This window comes from Sulfurovum lithotrophicum, from assembly GCF_000987835.1.
Classification (GTDB): Bacteria; Campylobacterota; Campylobacteria; order Campylobacterales; family Sulfurovaceae; genus Sulfurovum; species Sulfurovum lithotrophicum.
Window position 1 is genome coordinate 176,513 of sequence record NZ_CP011308.1, and the last position, 22,408, is coordinate 198,920.

Consider the following 22,408-nt stretch of genomic DNA (forward strand, 5'->3'; position numbering starts at 1 on the left):
TGTATATTATAGCAAAAATGTAAAAACATTTTGTAAATCTACAGTTTTTTGATTTTTGCTATCTCATCCCGCAGCCGTGCTGCCTCTTCAAACTCCAGATTCTTAGCGGCAGCAAGCATTTTAGCCTTGAGTTCCTTGACAAGCTGCTGCCGTTCGGCTTTGGGCATCTTGTCAAGTTTGCTGCGTTTATTGTAAAGTTCGCCGGCGTCTTCCACCTTCAGATTGGTATCGAGCTCCCGTATGGTCGTCGTAGGCGTGATGCCGTGCGCTTTGTTGTAAGCAATCTGTTTCTGGCGTCTCTGCTGGGTGGTCTCGATCGTTTCCTTCATCGAGTCTGTCATCTTCTTGGCATACATAAGCACTTGGCCGTTGGCATTTCTTGCCGCCCTTCCGGCTGTCTGTATCAGCGAGGTCCGGGAGCGAAGGAAGCCCTCTTTATCCGCATCAAGTATAGCGACCAGGCTCACTTCGGGAAGGTCAAGCCCCTCCCTGAGAAGGTTGATACCCACGAGAATATCGAACTCTCCCAGACGCAGGGAACGGATCACCTGGTTCCGTTCGATAGCATCAAGGTCTGAATGCATATAGCGTGCCTTGAGACCAAGGTCATTGTAGTAACTTGTCAACTCCTCTGCCATCTTTTTTGTCAATACGGTGACAAGCACGCGTTCTCCCCTCTCTATCACCGGCTTCATCCTGTCATGCAGGTCCTCCACCTGGTAGGTGCTGTCGATGACCTCTATCTCCGGATCAAGCAGCCCTGTGGGGCGTACCACCTGTTCAGCCACCACAGGGGAGAGTTTTATCTCCAAAGGTGCAGGTGTTGCGGAGACGAAGAGATAATGTGGTGCCTTGTTGATGTATTCGTCAAACATCAGAGGCCGGTTGTCAAGTGCCGAGGGGAGCCTGAAACCATGGTCAACCAGTACCTCTTTTCTGCTTCTGTCCCCGGCATACATTCCTCTGAACTGAGGAAGAGAGACATGCGATTCGTCAACGATCACAAGGTAGTCGTCATGCATCGCTTCAAAATAGTCCATCATTGAGTAGGGAGTCTCTCCGGGCTTTTTCCCGGTTAGATGACGTGAGTAATTTTCGATCCCTTTGCACATCCCCGTTGCCTCTATCATCTCCAGATCGAACTCCGTTCTCTGTTTTAAGCGGTTGTATTCGATCATCCTGTCCTCTTTCTGAAAATAGGCCAGCCGCTCATCCAGTTCCTCTTCGATGGTCTTGACCGCCCGTGCCAGTTTCTCTTTGCTGACGATGAACTGGTTGGCAGAGTAGACAGTGACCTCTTTGAGATCTCTGTTCTTTTCTCCGGTCAGTGAGTTGAATTCGTAGATCGCTTCCACTTCATCCCCAAAGAACTCTATACGTATAGCAAATTCATCCGAATAGGCCGGATAGATATCCACCACTTCGCCGCTGACACGGAAATTCCCGATATCGAAGAATTCATCGTTGCGTTTGTATCCCATATCGACGAACTTGAGCAGCAGATCTTTCTGATTGTATTCTTCTCCCACGACCAGTTTCTGTACAATGGTCTTGTAGTCTTCCGGGGAACCCAAACCGTAGTTGGCCGAGACCGATGCGATGACAATGACATCATCGTGACTGAGCAGAGAGGCGGTCGTACTCAGACGCAGTCGTTCCAGCTCTTCATTGACAGAAGAGTCCTTCTCTATGAAAAGGTCCTGACGCGGTAGGTAGGCTTCCGGCTGATAATAGTCGTAATAGGAGATAAAGTACTCCACATGGTTGTTCGGGAAAAAACTTTTGAACTCAGAATAAAGCTGTGCCGCCAGTGTTTTGTTATGTGTCATGATGAGTGTAGGTTTTTTGGTCTTCTCGATCACCTTTGCCATTGTATAGGTCTTCCCCGATCCCGTGACACCCAGCAGAGTCTGGTAGCGGTTGCCTGACTCGATGGATTTGACAAGAGAATCGATGGCTGTGGGCTGGTCTCCGGCAGGCTTATAGGGGCTGCTTACGGTAAAGTCTGGCATACTTCCTCTTCGTGGACTTAAAATAATCATTATAGTACATATAAATGATATGATGTGATTTTAGCATAATATTAAAAAGATGTAATACCAACGCGGTAAATCATTCAATTTTAGTTCTTAGACTTTACGTCCATTTATCGCCACTCTTTTGACAGGAGAGGATAAAGTGAAGTTAGAGTATAATATCACTATTATTTCAGGAAAGAAAAGGGGAAGGGGAAGTGTCTTATAGTGTGAAATTAATTATTCTGTTTGCCGTTGCCATGCTGTTGAATGGATGTGCCGGAAAATCAGATTACGAGCTTTTGCAGTCAAATAAGACTATTGAGGAAAAGAATGTAAGCAGCAGAAGTATCGAATACCGTATCCTGCCACAAGACAGGCTTGATGTGACTCTCTTTAAAGATCCTCAGCAGAATATAGGAACAGGGGCCAGATTAGGAGAATCGATAAAACAGGAAGGAATATTGGTCAATGCATCAGGCTATATAACGCTTCCTCTGATAGAAAAGATCAAAGTTGCCGGCTTGACCCAGTCCGAGGCAGCAGAACATATTATGAAAGAGTATAAAAAGCATCTGAATTCTCCTACCGTATATGTTGAGGTCATGAATAAGCGGCTTTATGTCCTGGGAGAAGTTAAAACCCCGGGAGTCCTTAAACTGGATAAGGAGAAAATGACTTTATTTGAAGCATTAGCCTTTGCAGGAGGGTTGACTGACTCTGCTGTAAGGAGTGAAATATTGATCATCTCAAATGATACCCGGAAAGGTATGAAGATACGTAAAGTTGATCTTACCAATTTTGATACAATGCGTTATGCGGGTTTGATGCTCAGACCAAATGACATCGTATATGTCAAACCGAATAAGTGGAAAAAATTCAAAGTTGCCTCTGATGACATGACTTCACCATTTGAAACGATATCAAAAGTTGCAGCTCCATTCGTGACACTTAAATATTTAAGTAAATAAAGAGTAAATAAAACTCAAAGGGTGATATTGAATAATTATAAATGGGCAGGAATATAATTTGAAATCACGAAAACCATTACATATTTTCCTGGCTGTAGAGAAAGCACTTTTTCTTAGAGAATTAAATAGAAAAATCAGTGTCGGAAAAGCAGGGCTGTTCTGGACATTCTTTGAACCGTTTATGCAAGTGACTATGTTTATCCTTATCAGGGTGCAGATTATGGGAAGAGCAAGTGCAAATTACGATATCTATGTGTTTATGGCTTCAGGATTTATAGCATTCAATATGTTCAGAAAAATATTTGGGGGATCTTCGAATATATTTATCTCCAATAAAGGACTTTATACCTATAAACAGGTGAAACCTATAGATACCATGATCGCGAAGTCACTTGAATCAATGTTCATAACAAGTATCATTATATTTTTGTTCGTATGTATCGGTTTTTTCTGGCAGTATGACAATATGAAACCCGAGAACTTGTTAATGGTGGTTGCCGGTTATCTATGGCTGGCACTGTTTGCTTTTGGTCTTGGACTTATCGTGGCTGTCGGGAACACTTTCTTTGTCAGTATAGGCAAAATAGTTGCCGTTACTTCTTTTGGTCTAATGATCGTCTCGGCAGTTTTTTTCCCTTTAATCAGTGTAACACCTGAGTATCAGAAATATTTTCTTTACAATCCTTTGGTGCATTTCATGGAAATGATACATGGAGCATATCTTTATGACCTGGATGACCGGTTCGTTGATTATAGATATATGGCACTTTGGACCGTTGTTTCTCTATTTATAGGCATATGGTTGTATACACGACAGGAAAAGAAGATTATATCGATATGATTGAGCTACGCAATGTTACCAAGTATTTTTTGACGAATGAAGATCAAAAATATATTCTTGATGATGTCACCATGACACTACCGGAAATAAATATCGGTATTCTGGGACGCAATGGTTCAGGAAAGTCTACACTTATGAGAATGCTTGGAAAGATCGAATTCCCGAACAGGGGCAGTATTTATTCTAAAAAAAGTTTCTCCTGGCCATTAGGATTGAGCGGAGGATCCGTACCGAATATGACGGGAAAAGCAAATATTAAATTTGTCTGTACCCTTTATAATAAAACACATGAAGAGACAAGAAAGATCATTGAGTATGTCAAGGACTTTGCCGAACTTGGGGATTATTTCGATATGCCTATAAAAACGTATTCGTCAGGTATGAAAGGAAGGTTGGGATTTGGATTAAGCTTGGCCTTTGATTTTGATTATATGCTTATAGATGAAACATTGTCAACAGGGGATGCCAGTTTTAAAGAGAAGGCTCAAAAAGCACTTCGGGAAAAGATCGCACATTGTCATATTCTATTGGTCAGTCACAATATGAAAACATTAAGTGAGCTTTGTCAGGCAGGTCTCTTGCTTCATGAGGGAAAATTATATTATTATGAAGATATAGATGATGCAATTAACCGTTATAAAGAAATCAACAGAAGCAAAGGCAGCACATGAAAGCATTTATAAAACTTTTTTTCTTGGTTCTATTTATTATGATCTCAATATATATTGTCTATATTGAGACAGAAAGATACGAGTCAACGAGTATTGTCAGGTTATATGACCTTTCCCAAAAACAGCAACTTGACCTTAGTTCTGCTATGCTTGGTGAACCTTCTGACGATACGCAGGATTCAGCTATCATTGAACTTTATATACGTTCCAATGAAATGTATGAGTATCTTGATAAGAAATATCATCTTTCACAATATTATACCAGTGAAACAGTAGATTTCATTCACAGGCTTTATAAAGATACACCCATACCGTATTATTATGCAGGTAAAAAAAATCTTCTGGAACGATACAATAGTGACCTGGAAGTGATATATGATGAAACATCTGGTACGATCTCTCTTGCTTTTGCCCATGCGGATCCTGTCAAATCCAAACAGATATTGGACAGTATCATAACGCATTCGGATGAGGTCATCAATAAATTTTTTCAGGAAAATGCCATATTGGGATTGAGGTTTATCATTCAGCAAAGCAAACAGAATAAAGCTTCGTTTGTGAAAGCCATCAAAGCATTGATCAAATTTCAAAATGAACATGGGACCATCGATCCGAATATTGATGTGGAGCGAAAAACAACAATCCTCGCGACCCTGGAAACAGATCTTGTAAAAAGTGAAGTAGATTATAGCAGTAAACTAAGGACTTGGAACCCCAACGGTACTGAGATGAAAATGCTTAAAGAAACTATCGATAATCTTAAAAAATCAATAAGGAAGATCAAAAAAGAATTGGCAGGTGCCACGAAGCTGAATGAACTGAACACAAATGTTTTTGAATATGAACTTTTAAAAAGTGAGATGGATTTCAGTAAACAAGTTTATCAACAGTCATTAATGACTCTTGAAGAACTTAAAACAGAAGTAAGCCAAACGGCCAAACATCTTGTAGTTATTAGTTCACCAAGAGTAGCCGATACATATACCTATCCGGATGTGATATGGGATCTCTTTACCACTTTGGTTATTCTTTTATTGTTATATTTTATTTTAATGGCAATCCTTATGATCATAAACGATCATAAAGATTAAGCCCGAATAGTATTGTAAATCGATGAATATAAATGTAAGTATGGGCCCGGTACTGTCCAAATGTTGAAAAAAATTCTTTATATCATGTGGTATGAGCGCAAGAGCAACCCTTTTAGAGTGATAAGAAAGTCGTATGCCCGGTTTAAAAAAAATGGGATGAAAGAAGTGCGTTCCCATTTGAACAGAGAATATTATTCTTTGGTCCCCAGTGCAAGCAGCAACAAAGAGAAAGCATCCACATACAGCCAGTGGATACGAAAGAATGAAAAAGCCGTTAAGAAAATCAGCGAGTTGTCGTACAACCCGTTGATCTCCATCATCACACCGACCTATAATACTGAAAAAAAATATTTGATTGCCATGATAGAGTCTGTCCGGAAACAGGTTTACGGGAATTGGGAATTGTGTATTGCGGATGATGCGTCAAGCTCCAAAGAGACACTGGAGACACTTAAATACTATGAGGGGCTTGACGAGCGTATCAAAGTACTTTATAGAGAGAGAAACGGTCACATATGCGAAGCATCGAACTCTGCACTTTCTGTGGCGACCGGTCAATATGTTTTGTTCCTGGATCATGATGATATGCTTTCTTCCGATGCATTGTACCGGATGGCAAGAAGACTTAACAATAAGCCGGGACTGAAACTCATTTATGCAGATGAGGATAAAATAGATAAGCAGAACAGACGTTTTGAACCCCATTTCAAATCAGACTGGAACCCTGACATGTTCTTTTCCCAGAACTATATTTCCCATCCTGCACTGATATCCAAAAAGATCGTGGATATTGTAGGAGGTTTTAGAAAAGGATACGAAGGCAGTCAGGATTATGACCTGATCCTGAGGTCTCTGCTGCATATAGAAGATGAGGAGATCGCACATATACCCAAAATTCTTTATCATTGGCGTGCGATCAAAGGTTCGACAGCTTTAGACCCTGCCGAAAAGCATTATACGACCGATGCAGGTATCAAGGCACTGCAGAGTTATTTTAGAGAAACAGGCGGGGATGTCACTGTAGAGAAAGGAATGTTGGAAAATACGTACAAAGTAACGTATCATATAAGGAGAGAGTATCCGCTTGTCTCACTATTGATTCCAACGCGTGACGGGTATGAGGTTCTTTCCAAGTGTATTGAAAGTATTTTGAAGTATACGGACTATCCGAACTATGAGATTATTATTTTGGATAATGAAACGACCGATGTCCGTACGCTGGAATATTTTGAAAAAATTAAAACATATGAACATATCAGGATCGTGGAATATCACTATCCTTTCAATTACTCTGCGATCAATAACTTCGGTGCTACTCTGGCGAAAGGTGAAATATTAGGGCTACTGAACAATGACGTTGAGATTATCAGCTCGCACTGGCTTACCGAAATGGTACAGCATGCCATACGTCCGGAAATCGGTGCGGTAGGTGCAATGCTTTACTATGATAACGATACCATACAGCATGCCGGTGTCGTGCTTGGTATCGGAGGTGTTGCAGGACATTCGCATAAATACTTCCCCAGGGGTTCGTTCGGCTATTTTTCCCGTCTGCAGATCATTCAGAACTATGCTGCGGTCACGGGTGCCTGTCTACTGGTAAGAAAGACATTATATGAAGAAGTGAACGGTTTGGATGAAAAGCACCTGAAAGTGGCTTTCAATGATGTAGATTTTTGTCTCAAACTGCAAGCCAAGGGCTATAGGAACCTATGGACCCCTTATGTGGAACTCTATCATCACGAATCAGTAAGCAGAGGCTCGGAAGATACAAAGGAGAAGCAGGAACGGTTCAGGCAGGAGATCAGGTATATGAAGAAAAAGTGGAAAAAGAATCTAGAGAATGACCGTTGCTACAATAGACATTTGACCAAAATGTTTGAAGACTTCAGAATTTCGCTCAGTTAAATATTGAGAAGAGAGGGTATATAAGGATCATTATGAAGTATATAAAAAGTTTTTTAAAGAACAAGTTGATACCAGGGAAAGGAATAGATGAACCCCTTTCTCTAAAAGAGAAATATGATCTCGTCCTGCATATAGGAGCACCAAAGTCGGGTACTTCAGCATTACAGAATTTTTTTCTTAAAAACCGTTATGTGTTGCAAAACAAAGAGATGGCCTACCCCAAACACGGTATGGATCCAAACGGTATTTCAGGGGGGCATTCAAAATTGGCGATCGCTTTGATAGAAAATCGTACTGATGATGCAAAGGTCTTGTTCTCTAGCTGGTATAATAATGCAAAAAGCAAAAACAGGCTGTTATTGCTCTCATCCGAATCATTTTTTAATCTTGCACAAAAAATGGCACCTCTTTTATCAGGTAAGAGGGTATTGGTCATTGCCTATCACAGAGATATCGTTGAGTACTGTATCTCCGTACATAACCAAGTGATAAAAAGACATTTTGGTACCCTGAATTTTACCCAGTATGCACAGTCTATATTACGTAAGCAGAATAGTGCAGGCAATCTGATCAATAAGTCTTTTCTAAAGATCTATCAGGAGTGGGAAAACTTGGTTGGTAGAGAAAATCTGATCGTAAGGCCCTACGGGAAGGATCATTTTACAGAAGGACGTATCGAAAAAGATTTTATAGATCAGCTGGGAATGAAATTCGATGGTTTTGTGCTCAAAGACAAAAAGATCAACCCCAGCTATACGGAAGATGCCCTGGAATTAAAAAGAATGATCAATTATGTGCTGGATCGAGAATCGCCGCACAATCATACGATCGATGTCTGTTTACAGGAGTATTCAGAAATGAACTCTGGAGTATCGTCGGGAAAGTATAAAAATGGTCTGGATGATGAATTGTATATGCAGTTAAAATCTTTTTTTGCGGAAGAAGAAAAAAAGATCAGTGATACTTTCCTGAATGGTATCGATATCACAGACAAGAAGAAAATACTGGTTTTTGACAAGAACAATGTTGCCGATAGGGAGCACATATCTCTTCAGAAGGCCTTTGACTATCTGCAGAAAAATGAAAAGATCAGAGAATATTTATATCACTGTACAGTTAAAAAACTTGAGCATGGATATAGTAATTATGCACTGTATAAACTGGCAGAACTTTTAAAGATCCCACATATTGAAAATTACGAAACAATTGACCACTGGTTTAAGCAGCCACAGCTGAATAGAATGAGTTCCGGTAAATACAAAGAGGCAGATATATTAAGAGATATCGCTATCCTGCTTGAACGAAGAGGGGATGTGGAGAATGCCTACCGGATTATTAAAAGGGTATCCAGGTTGAGGCCGAAGGGAAAGAACATTGCTGATTTAAAAGCATCCCTGAAAACACAGCTGAAATCCCAATAACGGTTTAATCCATTCCAAGAAATTCTTTGGCCTGTTTTCCCAAGGGGATAATGACACCGTCAGGAAGCGTTTTGATTTCAATCTTGTCACCCTTTTTAAATACAGCAGTCTCAAAAGTAATATGGATGCCGCATTTACTGGTAGAATGACCGGTAATCTCTTGTATATCAGGACGCATTTTATCCGCTTTTATTTCTTTCAGTAATGTACCATTTTTGTAAATGCCGACTATAACACTTTCAGAGCGTTTCATATGGATTACCCAGCCTCGTATTGTATTTTCGCTTATTTTACCCACGAGTCCATGGTAAAGTTTTTGTTTTTGTTTTTGTTTTTGTTTTTTTTGAGGTTCTTTTTTCTCTATCAGTGACTTTAATGATTTATATTGCTTGGATTCTGATAATTTCCACAGTGACTGGGTATGTTCGTAGAGCTGCAGATCTTTCCTTACGAATATTTGTGTAAGCTCACTTTTCTTTACTGCACCGAGGGAAAAAGATGGCCTTTGTATTTCTGCTGTATGAATGGTGATATCAGGAGCAATATGTGTTAAAAAAAGATCTATCTTGTCATAAGGTACGACGTAGTCAAAAAGTTCAAGACGTTTCAATGCATTTTTGATCCGTTTGCGCATATCCAGTTGAAATGTCTGTGGATTGATGAGGGGAAGATAGTTCAGTGTGGAAAACCATGTTAAAAATGCCTCACTGTCTAATGTAGCCATGGCTTGACGGACCTCTTTGGAAAGATTTGGACTCATCTCATTTTCAATATGTTGTTCAAGGACAGTATCGAAATATTCATAGGGATCCCGTATGATCACTACCGTAATGCACTCCTTGTTTGTGAACTTTATCTCTTCAAGAGGCTTGCGAAATACAGTAGCATTTACTATGTTCAGGTCCTGAAAATTCAGAATTTGGAAATCTCTCATACAGAATACCCTCTTTTCCTTTTTTGTATTATATCAAAGAAGAGGTGATATTGTATTGTGCCTTTTCCTGTTACAGTAATGTTTACAATCGATTAGGATATAATCCTCTAATAAATAGTGCAGAAGAGTAAAGGAATTTATCTGTTAATGAAAAAATATCAAAAATGGTTGAAATTTTTTAAATCTCAAACAATTCCCGGGGTTCTGAGAAAAAAAGTATATAGTAAATTTCTTTTAAAGCTGGATCAAGCAGCATATTTGAAAAAAAACACTGATCTTTTTCTCGCGCTTGAAAAGGGACAAATAGCAAGCATCGATAAACATTTCCGTGATATGGGGATGAAAGAGCTGTATTCCGGTAATCGTATTTTACTGGAAGGGCTGGACCCTTATGATGAAACAATGTATCTTATGTTGAACAGCGATGTGGATGAGAAGGTCAAACAAAAAAAATATCTCTCCGGTTTTGAACACTTTCTTCTGGTTGGCTACCAGGAAGTTCTCAAAGGGGAACGTCTTATGAAACCTGAAGAAGAGATGCAGGACTTCGACCCCTTAGCCATGAACAGAATGCTTATTGAGAAAAGCGGTCTTTTTGATACATCGTTCTATCTTTCCCGTTATGAGGATATCAAGAACGGTAGTATGGAACCGCTGGAGCATTACCTTATGTTCGGAGCAAAAGAGTTGAGGGACCCCAGCGAAACTTTCAGCACCGGGTATTATCTGAGCCAATACCCTGAAGTGCTTCACTCCGGCATCAATCCGCTGGTACATTATATACTTGCAGGCAAACAGCAAAACAGAAAAACCATGGGGTATAACGTCAACAATGTATCTATTGAGCCTTTGCCTTTACCTCTTGTATCCCAGCCTCTTGAAAAGATCGATCTCAAGATCGCTGTCGTGATCCATGCTTTCTATATTGATGTACTGGAAGATATCATCGGCTCTATCGATAATATCTTCCCCCGGCCGGACCTTTTTATTTCCGTTTCCGAAGATACGAACGTGGAAGAGATTGAAACCTTTTTAGAAGAAAAAGGGTATAAAAATTTCATGATAAAACCGGTACAGAACAGAGGCCGTGACGTTGCCCCTTTCCTGGTAGAGTTCTCCGAAGCTTTGCAATCGTATGATGTCTGCTGCAAGATACACGGTAAAAAATCACTCTATGGCGGAAGTGAACAGACAAACTGGAGAAACCACCTTTACCACAATCTGCTCGGAAGCAAAGAGATCGTAGACGATATTCTTTCAGCTTTTGTAGAGAACGAGAAACTCGGACTGCTTTTCTCTGACAATTACGGAATGATACCCTACTGGGGGTATACCTGGCTTACCAACAAAGAAGTAGCTAGAGGACTGCTGCAAAGGCTGCATCTGACGCAGCTGAACCCCATATTGGACCAGACTTACATCGACTATCCTGCGGGTACGATGTTCTGGTTCAGGCCTTCTGCAATCTCTCAGATACTGGATTCGGATATCGGATATGAGGACTTCCCGGAAGAGCCCATAGGGAACGACGGGACTATCGCCCACGGGCTTGAAAGGCTTTTCGCTTATGTAACTCGCTTGAACGGCTATGACTATATAGAACAGAACCGTAAACGGATGCAGTATACGAAGAATGTGACACACAAGAATTTCAACCAGCACAAGGCCAAGACACTGGAAACGGCCAAGAATATCGTGAAAGAGAAAGAATGTGTTATTTTTGACATATTTGATACGCTGGTTACACGTACCATCTTCTATCCCGATAACCTCTTCAGGATCATGGAAGAAAAGTTTGACACAAAGTTCTCTACCCGTTCAGACTTTATGAAAGTGCGTAAAGAGACGGAGTATAAGCTGAGGATCTCGGAGACATATACGGGAGATGTCAGTTATGAAGATATCTACGACCATATCCACCTTCACAGCGACTATACGCCTGAAATGGTCGATTATCTCAGGAGTATGGATTTCGATTATGAAATGAAGACACTCATTCCCAAGCCGGATACCATAGCCTTGCTGCAATATGCTTACGATAACGATATCGATATACTTTTCGTCAGCGATATGTACCTGACGACGGAACAGGTGATGGCGATCCTGAAAAAGCACAATATACCATTCAAAAAAGAGAATCTCTTTGTCTCTTCCGACACCGGGTACAGAAAGGACAATACAACGGTCTGGAAGTACCTGGTTGACTCAAAGCGTATCGATCCCTCCCGAACATTGATGATCGGTGACAGTGAGGTTTCGGATGCTAAACTGCCGGGTGACTTCGGGATAGGTACTTTTCACGTGCTTTCCGAAAGAAACGCATTCTTTGAATCACCTTTCGGAAAAGCATTCAGGCAGCAGTTCGGAGAAGTGTCCGAAACAGAAATGCTTCTAATGGGGCCGGTGGTCAATCAACTCTTTTCATCCGCTTTTGAACTCTCCGAAACAGTATTGAAGTTTTCGAAGAAATGTTCGCCGTACACCTTCGGCTATACGGCATTGGCACCTTTCTTTTACCTCTTCGTCAACAATGTATACCGTAAGTTCAGTGACAAAAGGATCTTTTTCCTGGCGAGGGACGGTTATTTCCTGCAAAAGACTTATGAACAGTTCCTTCAGACAAAACAGCTTGAACCCGAAGGAAGGGAGTATTACCTCCAGATATCGAGACGGGCTATGCTGGGTGCGATTATAAAGAATGAAGACAATCTTAAAAACATGATAATGGATCTCGGAAATTATGAAGGCATGTTCAGCAGTATGCTCTACAGCAGGGTAGGGCTGAGTGAAAGTTTCCTTGCTGAAAGCGGTATTGAGGATTTTGAGATTGTGGACAATAACGGACTGGACAAAGCCTACATATTGCTTGTCGAGCATATCGACCTCATAAACAAACATGCCGAAGGTGAACACCGTGCATACCTGGCGTATCTTGATTCCATAGGCTTTTTTGAAGAGAATGAGGATGTACTGATCGACCTGGGATACTCCGGTACGATCCAGAACTATCTGCATCAACTGACAGAGAAAAAGTTGACTGGAGAATACTTTGTCACTACGGAGAAAGTGAAACGCATAGAAAATGAAAATATCAGGCTGCATGGTTATTTTGCCGATGGGATTGACCTTGCCGATAACTGTAACACCGTTTACAAATATGCACTGGTACTGGAAGCTTTCCTGACATCAGACAAGGGACAGCTGATCAATTTTAAAGATGAGAAAGGCAAGCCTGTCCCCCACTATAAAGAGAAGCATGCATCTATCGAAGTACAAAACAAGATCATGGAGGGTATAAAAGATTACATAGCGGCACTCTCCATCGTTCCGCCTGATTTTATTGATATAGAGAGTGAAAGAATGAAAGACATCTCTCTTTTTACCTTTGAATACATGATCCGGAACCGTCTTCTCGATGATGAGGTATTGGGTATATTGCAACTTGAAGATGACTTTACGGGAAATAAGGAATTGGATATTATGACGGTCTTTGCGCAGCGTGGAATATGATTTTAGAAAGGTTTAGTGCATGAATAATAATGTATATATCCATATAGGATTACCGAAAACAGCGACTTCAAGCATACAGGGTTTTCTGTATCACAATAAATCTTTTCTTGAGGAGCATGGCTATCACTATATTCAGACAGGCTTGAATCATGATCTGAAATGCCATCACGATCTGGTCTGGAAACTGGATCTTCACAAAGGGCCATCCTATGTGGAACAGGATATAGCAAAATACAGGAATGAGATTCTGCGGGACCTTGCTGCTGAAGTGGAAGCACATAAAGGAAAGAACCTGGTAGTGAGCAGTGAATTGTTGACCTTTATTGGTGATTTTAGAAAACTAAAGCCATTACTCGATGTATTCAAAGATAAAAAAGTCAAATTCATTCTTAATCTGCGCCGACAGGACAGATTCCTGGAATCCCTCTATCAACAGGTCGTAAAAGATGGTGTCAGCCTCACTTTTGATGAATGGTTGCACCGTTCCAGAGGCATTGCGAACTACAATATGCTTGTCAGCAGACTCTTGATGGTAACAACAAAGAAAAATGTGATCATAGATGTTTTTGATTCGCGTATACCTCACCTGCATCCAACAGAAAATTTCCTGGTTTCTTTGGGATTTGACAGGGCGTATCTCAAAAGTTTCAATATTGAAAATAAAAAAGAGAACGAGAGCCTTTCTTTGGAGCAGGTACACAAACTGCGAGTATCCAATAGCTTAAATCCAAACTTGAGATATGAATTGATGAATCAGTTCATGGAAGACAATAACAGTATGGAGACTGAGAAAGCACAATACCTGGATAGTGAAAAACGGCAAAAGATTATCGCAAGCTTTCATGATTCCAATACAAAGATGATCGATATGCTTCAAATCCCTTTGCTTAAATCAAGATATCTACTTTTTTGAAAAGGGTTAAGACGACTTAAAAGGCTCTTTTCTGATACTTTATACCGATTAAGTTTTCTTTACTGTAGCCTACCTACCAATTATCAGAATTTTTTAGGTAAAATATATCCAATTACAGTATTCAAAGGATATATATGGTTTTTATAGATGATATCGTGGCAACAGAGGTGATGGACAGTCGGGGAAATCCAACCGTAAAAGCGACTGTAAGTCTGAGTGACGGTACTGTAGAGAGCGCAATCGTACCCAGCGGTGCGAGTACCGGAAAGCGGGAAGCACTTGAACTGCGTGACGGAGGAGACCGTTATATGGGTAAGGGCGTTCTGCAGGCCTGTGATAATGTCAACGGAGCGATCAATGACACCCTTGTGGGGCTCAGTCCTTTCAATCAGGCAGAGATCGATCTGATCATGAAAGAGTTGGATGGTACGAATAATTATGCCAACCTTGGTGCCAATGCGGTGCTGGGTGTCTCCATGGCAGTGGCGCGCGCGGCGGCCAGTTCTCTGAAAATGCCGCTTTACCGTTATCTTGGCGGAGCCAATGCCGTCACGATGCCCGTTCCGATGCTGAACATCATCAACGGAGGAGAGCATGCGAACAACTCTGTAGATTTTCAGGAGTATATGGTCATGCCGATCGGCTTTGACAGATTCAGTGAGGGGTTAAGAGCCGTTTCTGAGGTGTATCATCATCTGAAAAAGATCATCGATGAGATGGGAGAGAGTACGGCAGTCGGCGACGAAGGAGGTTTTGCGCCAAACCTCAAAAGCAATGAAGAGCCTATCCAGGTAATCATGAAGGCGATCGAAAAAGCGGGATATGTGCCGGGTGAACAGATCGCAATAGCATTGGATGTAGCGGCAAGTGAAATCATGAATGATACCGGAAAATATGTATTGAGTTCAGAAAACAGAGAGCTTACAAGTTCTGAGCTTATTGCCTATTATGCAGATATGTGTGAAAAATACCCTATTGTTTCTCTCGAAGATGGGCTTGGTGAAGATGACTGGGAAGGTTGGAAAGAACTGACGGAAGTGCTTGGAAATAAAGTCCAGCTTGTGGGTGATGACCTCTTTGTGACCAATGTTGCGATTCTTGCTGAAGGTATCGAGAGAGATATCGCCAATTCTATTTTGATCAAACCCAACCAGATCGGTACGGTCTCTGAGACGATGCAGACGGTCAGACTGGCACAGCGTTCAGGCTATACCTGTGTGATGAGTCACCGTTCGGGTGAAAGTGAAGATACGTTCATTGCGGATTTTGCAGTAGCCCTGAACACCGGAGAGATCAAAACGGGTTCTACGGCAAGATCTGACAGAATAGCCAAATACAACAGGCTGCTGGCGATTGAGGCGGAACTGGGACAGTTTGAATACCTTGGCAGTTCGCTTTTTTCAAAGTAGGATAGCTTTTGCCTAAAATCAATAGAGTAGAAGCCATAGCAGGTCTGTCGCTCAAAGCGATCCTGATCACGCTGATAGGCCTGCTGCTCTTTGGTATCTATGTGGGTATTTTAATCTACGGGGAGAATTCACTGACCGTACTGAACCATCTCAACGAGAAAAAAGAGATGTTGAGGCAGGAAGAGAAAAGTCTGAAAGCAGAGAACCAAAAGCTGCAGAAAGCGCTTTTTGAACTAAAACAATTAGAACCAAAGGAGTAGGACATGAAACAGTATATATGGGTAGCGGCAATCGTAGCCATGGTGGGAGCAAATGCTTCGGAGAATCCTTTTGATCCGAAGACTAATATCAAAAAGATTGATCAGGCTGAGCAACAGCTCCTGGCTGATCTTGAAAAGATCGCCAAAGAAAAAGAGGCAAAAGAGGATCTGGACCTTGAAGGAGATGATGAGGAAGAAACTCCTGAAGCTGCAACAACCGAAGAGACTGCCACGCCTGCAAAAGCTGCTCCCGAAAAAACGGTTGAAGTGGTTGAAGAGACAAGTGAAGTGGTCGAAAGCCCTTCCACTTCGGTGGTAGCCATAGAAAGCCCTGAAGAGAAAGCAGCGCGACTCAAAAAGGTCAAAGAGGAACAGGAGCGTATTGAAGCTGAGAGGGTTGCAGCCCAAAAAGCCGAACAGGAACGTATAGCGGCGGAAAAAGCAGCGAAAGAAGCAGCAGAACTTGAGCGTATCAAACAGGCACAGGCAGAGAAAAAAGCTGCTGAAGAGAAAAAAGCTGCCGAAAAACTTGCAAAGCTTGAAGCAGAGAAAGCTGCATTAGAGAAAAAACAGGCTGAGGAAGCGGCGAAAAAAGATGTAGATGAAAAAAAGAGTGAAGCTTCTGCAGAGAAAACGATTGACGAGATCAATGTTGCTAAAGAAAATGAAGCAGCGTCAGAGAATGCAAAGAAGCTGTTGGAAGAGGCAATAAAAGAGGTTGACCGGGATTAACCGGCCGCCCTTTTTCCGCTGATCCATTTGATCAGCAGCATGGAAAGGATCACTTCAAAGATACTGGCCAGTATCAATTGATAGTAGCTCAGTATATGCAGGAGTTTTGTCTCATAGCCTATAGTCGCAACTGCAACGAGCAGGGTCAGAGGCATAGAGAGGGAGAATGCGACCAGGAGTGCATCTCTTGATCCGCTGATCTGCCTTAGGACCACGGCTGCAAGTACACGTGAAAGGATCATCAGTACGGTGATCAGCAGTGCACCGGTGATTACCCCTTCTTCTGCTAATGATTTCAGATCGAATGAAGCCCCCACATGAATGAAAAAGAGCGGAACCAGAAAGCCGAATCCCAGGCTTGAGATCTTAGCTTCGAGCTGTTTTTCATGATGAAAAAATGCCGAGATAGCCACCCCCGCAATAAAAGCCCCCAAAGCCAATTCCAGTTTCAAATAGAGCATAATAGCGATAAGAATGAAGAAGAGTGCCATGGCAAGCCGGATATCCTGATCGGAAGTATCGAGCTTTGGCATGAGTGTATTCTTGAGTTCCGGCATCCACCAGAAGAGAAGGCGAAGCAACTTATAGAGCAGGTATACCACGGTAATGAAAGCAGCCAGATAGCTTACTTTCGTGACCAGTGTCATGTTCACGCCTGTTGTGCTGGCGGCATCAAAGACAGTCAATATGGCGATACTGATGATCTCTCCCAGGATCCCTGCAATGAAAGCCAGTCTGATCCATGGCTGCTCCTTTCCGTAAGTTTTTGCCAAAGAGGCGAGGATCCCTATGGAGATGAGAGGCATGGAGATGATAGTGATCGTGTTGAGGTGAAAGAGAATACCTGCAGCTACGGAGAAGAAGGCCATGATCCCCAAAAATAGCATCGACCGCCTGATGAGTGCTTTGGGACTGCGGGTGATCTGTTTGAGGTCTACTTCCATCCCTGCCAGGAACATCAGATAGAGAAATCCGACTTCAGCAATGATGTCAAAATACTGATTATGACCGACCAGGCCTGCAAAAGCAACGACAGAACCGAGAATGATTTCCACAGGAGGGGTGGGTATACGCAGAAGTTTTGAGACAAAAGGACTGCCCCATATCAGCAGTGAAAGGGTGAGTATCAGTGAAATATCAGTGTGAATCACAGCTTGTCGCTACCTCGTAGCCCAGTTTTTCCAGCATGAGTTGGTCTTTTTTCGGGGCAAGTCCCGAAGTGGTCAGGTAGTCACCAATGACGATGGAGTTTGCCCCTGCGTTGAACATTTCCCCCTCTTTTCCGTTAAAAAGAAGTTCTCTACCCCCTGCGACCATGAGAAGACGATCTTCTCCCAGCAGGGCATGGGCTTTTCGGATGATTTCCAGTGCTTCTTCAAAACCGATATTACGTGTCTTGATGGGCAGGGCCGGATTGGGGTGGTAGAAATTCAAAGGTATCGATTCCGGCTGGAGTGAAGCGATGGCCATTAGAAGCTCATTTCTGTCCTCTTCCGTCTCTCCCATGCCGAAGATCCCTCCGCTGCAGAGTGCCAGACCGACCGATTTGACGTTCTCGCAGGTCTCATAGCGCTCCCGCCAGCCATGAGTGAGGCAGATCTCGGGGTAGTAGCGTTCGGAAGTTTCAAGATTGTGATTATAGCTGTCAATGCCGTGTTCTTTTAGATAGATCAGTTGTTCCAGACTAGCAGTGCCGTTACAGGCAATGAGGTTAAGCCCCTCTACCTCTGCTTTGACCGCCTGTGCCGCACGTGCTACGAAGTCTACCTTTTTGTCATCAAGACCTTTACCGGCTGTTACAAGACAGTATCCCAAAGCTCCGTTGGCTTTTGCCTGCCTGGCCTCTTCTACGATCTGCCCGATCTTCTTGTAACTGTAGCGTTCGATATCGGCATGATACCTGACACTTTGCGTGCAGAACTTACAGTCTTCCTTGCAGGTACCGCTGAGGATATTATTGATGGCACATAAAAAGATCAGCTTTTTGGTCGGCATTGGGCTATTGTACCTCTTCTTTGTGTTTACACTTGAAGCACTCATATACCTCTTTGCCTCTCAGTGTCTTTTTCCCCATTGTGTAACCGCATTCGGGGCATTTTTTGTCGACAGGTTCGAAATTGGCGATGAACTTGCATTTGGGATAGTTCTCACAGCCAAAGAATTTGCCGCGTCTTCCCTCTCTCTCCTGAAGTTTCCCTCCACATTCCGGGCAGGGAACACTCAATGTTTTGGGTGGGGTGAGTGATTTGGCATTTTTACACTTTGGGTAGGCAGAACAGGCAAGAAACTTCCCTCTTTTGGAATTTTTTATCACCATGGGTGAGCCGCACTTCTCACATTTTTCATCGGTCTCTTCGGGCTGTTCGACTTCAGTACCATCTGTATTTTTGGTGTATTTGCACTTGGGAAAATTACTGCAGGCAATGAACTCCCCGTAGCGACCTTTTCTGAGTAACAATTCGGAGCCGCACTTGGGACAGTTTTCGCCAGTCGGTGTTGCCACTTTGAGGCTTTTGATACTCTTTTTCCCTTCTTCGATCTTCTGAAGGAACGGGGTGTAGAACTCTTTGAGGATGGTTTGCCAGTCGGTCTTGCCTTCGGCTACCTTGTCCAGTGTCTCTTCCATATTTGCAGTAAAGTTACTGTCTACGATCTCCGGAAAGTGTTTTTCAAGCATCTCTATAACGGTAAATGCGATCTCTGTAGGGTGGATACGCTTCTTTTCTATCTCGATATACTTCCGTGTCTGAAGAATAGTGATGGTAGGGGCATAGGTACTTGGACGGCCAATGCCTAGAGATTCGAGTTTTTTGATCAGGCTGGCTTCGTTATAACGCGGGGGCGGTTCGGTAAAGTGCTGCTCCGCTTTGATATCATCGAGAGAGACGGGCTGTCCTTTTTTCAGTTCGGGAAGCAGTTTGTCTTTCTCACCGTATCCCGTCACTTTGTAGAAACCGTCAAAAAGCAGTTTTCTTCCGCTGGCTTTGAAGGTACACTTCTCTCCTTTGAAAAGGATGGTCTGTGATTCAAGTTCCGCTTCGGTCATCTGGCAGGCAAGAAAACGGTTGTAGATGAGACGGTAGAGCTTGAGTTCGTCGGCACCCAGGAAATTGGCTGCCTGGGTACTGTCAAAATCGACACGGGTAGGGCGGATCGCTTCGTGTGCCTCCTGTGCTCCTTTGGATTTGCTTGCATAATGCTTTGCTTTGGCGGGAAGGTATTTGTTGCCGTAGGTCTCTTTGATATGTGTACGTGCCGCGTCAACCGCTTCTTTGGCAAGATTGAGTGAGTCAGTCCTCATATAAGTGATAATACCCATAGTCCCTTTGTCCGTCTTCACTCCTTCATAGAGCTTCTGGGCGACCATCATCGTCTTTTTTGGTGAGAAGCCCAGTTGTGTAGAGGCTGCCTGCTGAAGGGTAGAGGTCATGAATGGAGGGGGTGTCTTGGTCTTTCTTTTGGTCTTTTCAATGGAGGAGACCACAAAAGATTCACCTTTGGCAGAGGCCACGATCTCGTTTGCATCCGCATCTGTTTTGATGGTCAGTTTGTCGATCTTGAGGCCGTTGTAGTCATAGATGGAGGCATCGATCTTCTTTTCGAACAGGGCATCAATGGTCCAGTACTCTTCGGGCTTAAAGGCTTTGATCTCACGTTCTCTGTCGACTACGATCTTCAGTGTAGAACTCTGTACCCTCCCGGCACTCAACCCTTTTTGTATCTTGCTGGCAAGCAGTGGTGAGAGCTTGTAGCCCACAATACGGTCAAGCAGCCGGCGTGTCTGTTGTGCATCTACCGAGTCCATATCTACTTTTCTGGGATGCTCGAGTGCATGCTGGATGGCCGATTTGGTGATCTCGTGAAAGACGATACGCGGCAGCTCGGTAGGTTCTTTGCCGATCGCTTTGGCAATGTGGTAGCCGATGGCTTCTCCCTCACGGTCCTCATCGGTCGCGATATAGATGGTCTCGGCCTCTTTGGCAAGTTTTTTCAGCTCTTTGACCGTAGGGTTGGCATCTCTGGGGATGGAGTATTTGGGGATAAGGTTGCCTGTTTCATCATCGATAGTGATACCGAAGGTGCTTTTAGGAAGGTCTCTGATGTGTCCTTTGGAGGCGATGACCTTGTAGTCCTTGCCCAAAAAACTGCTGATGGTGCGTGCTTTTGCTGGTGATTCGACGATAATTAGATTTTTCATTCAATACTTACTTTATATAAGAAATTTTTGGCATTGTAGCACAAAAGAGAATAAAAGGCTACTTAATAGAGATAGAAAGCATTAGCCTATGGGCATCCAAAAAGAATCACTGTTCTTTCAGGATTCTTGGCAGAGTGATCCCTGTCTGGCTCTGATATTTCCCTTTACGGTCTGAGTAAGTCGTCTCACACTGCTCATCGCCTTCAAGGAAAAGGACCTGGGCGATCCCTTCATTGGCGTAGATCTTTGCAGGAAGTGGGGTCGTGTTGGATATTTCGATCGTAATGTGTCCTTCGAAACCAGGTTCGAAAGGTGTGACATTTACGATGATCCCGCAGCGGGCATAGGTGCTTTTCCCCAAACAGATCGCCAGTGTGTCTTTAGGCATCTTGAAATATTCGACCGTACGTGCCAACGCAAAAGAGTTCGGAGGCACGATGCAGATATCGCCTTTGAAATCGACCACATTGTTCTCGTTGAAATCTTTGGGGTCAACGACCTCGGCATTGATATTGGTAAAAATCTTGAACTCATTCGAGACACGGATGTCGTAGCCGTAGGAACTCAGTCCGTAACTGACGACTCCCTCGCCTACCAGTCCTTCACAAAAAGGTATGATCATCTCTTCTTTGAGTGATTTTTCCCGTATCCATTTATCCGGTTTCAGTCCCATCTCTTCTTCCTTTTGGCGATTATTTTCTAATAACGTGTATTTTTGCTTCAGTCTTCATTTTGGAGAAGTAATCCTTCAACGCCTGATTCTGCTGCTCCTGTCTCCATCTAGCTGCCACGGCATTGCGTGCTTCTTCAAAAGGAAGGAGTTTTTTCCCCTGTTTGCCGTTGACTTTGAAAACAACCCATTTGTCGCCGGCATTGATCGGTTTGGTAAATCTTCCGTCTGGTGTGGAGAGCAGCATGGAGAGCATGGCAGGGTTCATTCCTTTTGTCTTTTTGGATGCAGAAATGCTTTTGATACCTTTGGCACTTCCTGTACGTAAAAAATTCTGGAGTGTTTTCTCCGACTTGGCTGAATATTCTGTCATCTGGATCGAAGTCGGCATAACGAATGCCTCTTTGTGGGTTTCATAATAAAGCTTGAGCTGCTCTTCACTTGGAGAGTGAATGGTCCTTGCAACCTTCTCTTTGAAGAAGCGCTCTTTTTTCAATGCCTGCCGTATGGACTCACGGTATTTGCTCCAGCTGGTTCCCTGCTTTTTGAGCATTTTCTGCATCTGGGGGATACTGATATTGTTGAGGTTCGCGATCTGTGCGATCTTGGCATCGATGGTCTCTTCAGAGATCTTAATGTTTTTCATCGCTTCCTTCTGCAGTCTGTCCTGTATCAGCAGGTCGATCGCCTGCTGACGGGATACACCGGCCTTTTTCTGTACTTTCCGTATCTCATTGGTAGTGATTGCTTCTCCGTCCACTGTAAGTGCGACCGCATTGACCATGCGGGCATGCGAAAAGGTCAGAAATGTAAGTAATCCAAGGAATATCAGTTTGTTCATGTAGTCTCTTTCATTAAGGGGTA

Annotated in this window: 18 protein-coding genes; 11 read left to right on the forward strand and 7 right to left on the reverse strand. The window is 42.9% G+C overall.

The genetic code is table 11. The features are described from left to right. Positions 1-38: 38 nt before the first annotated feature. A complete protein-coding gene (gene uvrB / locus YH65_RS00895) occupies positions 39-2,012 on the reverse strand; it encodes an excinuclease ABC subunit UvrB (protein WP_046550227.1) in 1,974 nt (657 codons plus the stop codon). 233 nt (positions 2,013-2,245) lie between these two features. Between uvrB and YH65_RS00900 the strand changes: the two genes are divergently transcribed. The 6 genes from YH65_RS00900 (at position 2,246) to YH65_RS00925 (ending at position 8,918) form a co-directional block, all read left to right on the forward strand. After that, positions 2,246-2,986, forward strand: coding sequence for a polysaccharide biosynthesis/export family protein (locus YH65_RS00900; protein ID WP_245609203.1), 741 nt, complete (start codon positions 2,246-2,248; stop codon positions 2,984-2,986). 58 nt (positions 2,987-3,044) lie between these two features. Next, the gene (locus YH65_RS00905) at positions 3,045-3,827 is read left to right on the forward strand and encodes an ABC transporter permease (RefSeq protein ID WP_046550228.1); all 783 of its coding nucleotides are present in this window, start codon (positions 3,045-3,047) and stop codon (positions 3,825-3,827) included. Further along, positions 3,824-4,498 carry an ABC transporter ATP-binding protein gene (locus tag YH65_RS00910; protein WP_046550229.1) on the forward strand — a complete coding sequence of 225 codons (675 nt, stop codon included), beginning with the start codon at positions 3,824-3,826 and terminating at the stop codon, positions 4,496-4,498. The genes YH65_RS00905 and YH65_RS00910 overlap by 4 nt, the downstream gene beginning before the upstream one ends. Further along, entirely contained in the window at positions 4,495-5,589 is a 1,095-nt protein-coding gene (locus YH65_RS00915) for a KpsE/RkpR family capsule polysaccharide export protein (protein WP_046550230.1), read from the forward strand. The genes YH65_RS00910 and YH65_RS00915 overlap by 4 nt, the downstream gene beginning before the upstream one ends. Positions 5,590-5,745: 156 nt before the next feature. Further along, complete coding sequence (locus YH65_RS00920; protein ID WP_169745652.1) at positions 5,746-7,497, forward strand: glycosyltransferase family 2 protein; 1,752 nt, start codon at positions 5,746-5,748, stop codon at positions 7,495-7,497. 32 nt (positions 7,498-7,529) lie between these two features. Beyond that, positions 7,530-8,918: a hypothetical protein gene (locus YH65_RS00925; RefSeq protein ID WP_046550231.1), complete on the forward strand. Its 1,389-nt coding sequence runs from the start codon at positions 7,530-7,532 to the stop codon at positions 8,916-8,918. A 4-nt stretch (positions 8,919-8,922) separates the two neighbouring features. Here YH65_RS00925 and YH65_RS00930 read toward each other — a convergent pair whose 3' ends face one another. Beyond that, positions 8,923-9,852 (reverse strand): hypothetical protein, encoded by a 930-nt coding sequence (locus tag YH65_RS00930; protein WP_046550232.1) that lies wholly within the window; start codon positions 9,850-9,852, stop codon positions 8,923-8,925. A gap of 258 nt (positions 9,853-10,110) precedes the next feature. Here YH65_RS00930 and YH65_RS00935 point away from each other — a divergent pair, with 258 nt between their 5' ends. From YH65_RS00935 to YH65_RS00955, 5 genes are all read left to right on the forward strand, one after another. Next, complete coding sequence (locus tag YH65_RS00935; RefSeq protein WP_169745653.1) at positions 10,111-13,362, forward strand: rhamnan synthesis F family protein; 3,252 nt, start codon at positions 10,111-10,113, stop codon at positions 13,360-13,362. Between the two features lie 19 nt (positions 13,363-13,381). Then, positions 13,382-14,275: a hypothetical protein gene (locus YH65_RS00940; RefSeq protein WP_046550234.1), complete on the forward strand. Its 894-nt coding sequence runs from the start codon at positions 13,382-13,384 to the stop codon at positions 14,273-14,275. Positions 14,276-14,409: 134 nt separating this feature from the next. Continuing rightward, positions 14,410-15,684, forward strand: a complete 1,275-nt coding sequence (gene eno / locus YH65_RS00945; RefSeq protein WP_046550235.1) for a phosphopyruvate hydratase — start codon at positions 14,410-14,412, stop codon at positions 15,682-15,684. An 8-nt stretch (positions 15,685-15,692) separates the two neighbouring features. Further along, positions 15,693-15,944: a hypothetical protein gene (locus YH65_RS00950; protein WP_084721990.1), complete on the forward strand. Its 252-nt coding sequence runs from the start codon at positions 15,693-15,695 to the stop codon at positions 15,942-15,944. A gap of 3 nt (positions 15,945-15,947) precedes the next feature. Beyond that, complete coding sequence (locus YH65_RS00955) at positions 15,948-16,676, forward strand: hypothetical protein (protein WP_046550236.1); 729 nt, start codon at positions 15,948-15,950, stop codon at positions 16,674-16,676. On the opposite strand, the gene YH65_RS00960 is transcribed toward YH65_RS00955, so the two are convergent. The 5 genes from YH65_RS00960 to YH65_RS00980 all read right to left on the reverse strand — a co-directional run bounded on the left by YH65_RS00960 (position 16,673) and on the right by YH65_RS00980 (position 22,385). After that, complete coding sequence (locus YH65_RS00960; RefSeq protein ID WP_046550237.1) at positions 16,673-17,827, reverse strand: cation:proton antiporter; 1,155 nt, start codon at positions 17,825-17,827, stop codon at positions 16,673-16,675. The two genes, YH65_RS00955 and YH65_RS00960, sit on opposite strands and share 4 nt — an antisense overlap. Beyond that, positions 17,814-18,671 carry a biotin synthase gene (locus YH65_RS00965; RefSeq protein ID WP_046550238.1) on the reverse strand — a complete coding sequence of 286 codons (858 nt, stop codon included), beginning with the start codon at positions 18,669-18,671 and terminating at the stop codon, positions 17,814-17,816. Before YH65_RS00965 ends, YH65_RS00960 begins: the two co-directional genes overlap by 14 nt. 4 nt (positions 18,672-18,675) lie before the next feature. Next, entirely contained in the window at positions 18,676-20,874 is a 2,199-nt protein-coding gene (topA, locus tag YH65_RS00970; RefSeq protein WP_046550239.1) for a type I DNA topoisomerase, read from the reverse strand. A 106-nt stretch (positions 20,875-20,980) separates the two neighbouring features. Then, on the reverse strand, positions 20,981-21,547 hold the full coding sequence (gene dcd, locus YH65_RS00975; RefSeq protein ID WP_046550240.1) for a dCTP deaminase: 567 nt from the start codon (positions 21,545-21,547) through the stop codon (positions 20,981-20,983). A gap of 19 nt (positions 21,548-21,566) precedes the next feature. Further along, entirely contained in the window at positions 21,567-22,385 is an 819-nt protein-coding gene (locus YH65_RS00980; protein WP_046550241.1) for a peptidylprolyl isomerase, read from the reverse strand. Between the last annotated feature and the right edge of the window lie 23 nt (positions 22,386-22,408).

Coding starts and splice junctions, on each gene's coding strand:
- uvrB (WP_046550227.1), bottom strand. CDS start 2,012: ATGCCAGACTTTACCGTAAGCAGCCCCTATAAGCCTGCCGGAGACCAG.
- YH65_RS00910 (WP_046550229.1), top strand. CDS start 3,824: ATGATTGAGCTACGCAATGTTACCAAGTATTTTTTGACGAATGAAGAT.
- YH65_RS00915 (WP_046550230.1), top strand. CDS start 4,495: ATGAAAGCATTTATAAAACTTTTTTTCTTGGTTCTATTTATTATGATC.
- YH65_RS00920 (WP_169745652.1), top strand. CDS start 5,746: ATGAAAGAAGTGCGTTCCCATTTGAACAGAGAATATTATTCTTTGGTC.
- YH65_RS00925 (WP_046550231.1), top strand. CDS start 7,530: ATGAAGTATATAAAAAGTTTTTTAAAGAACAAGTTGATACCAGGGAAA.
- YH65_RS00930 (WP_046550232.1), bottom strand. CDS start 9,852: ATGAGAGATTTCCAAATTCTGAATTTTCAGGACCTGAACATAGTAAAT.
- YH65_RS00940 (WP_046550234.1), top strand. CDS start 13,382: ATGAATAATAATGTATATATCCATATAGGATTACCGAAAACAGCGACT.
- eno (WP_046550235.1), top strand. CDS start 14,410: ATGGTTTTTATAGATGATATCGTGGCAACAGAGGTGATGGACAGTCGG.
- YH65_RS00955 (WP_046550236.1), top strand. CDS start 15,948: ATGAAACAGTATATATGGGTAGCGGCAATCGTAGCCATGGTGGGAGCA.
- YH65_RS00965 (WP_046550238.1), bottom strand. CDS start 18,671: ATGCCGACCAAAAAGCTGATCTTTTTATGTGCCATCAATAATATCCTC.
- topA (WP_046550239.1), bottom strand. CDS start 20,874: ATGAAAAATCTAATTATCGTCGAATCACCAGCAAAAGCACGCACCATC.
- dcd (WP_046550240.1), bottom strand. CDS start 21,547: ATGGGACTGAAACCGGATAAATGGATACGGGAAAAATCACTCAAAGAA.
- YH65_RS00980 (WP_046550241.1), bottom strand. CDS start 22,385: ATGAACAAACTGATATTCCTTGGATTACTTACATTTCTGACCTTTTCG.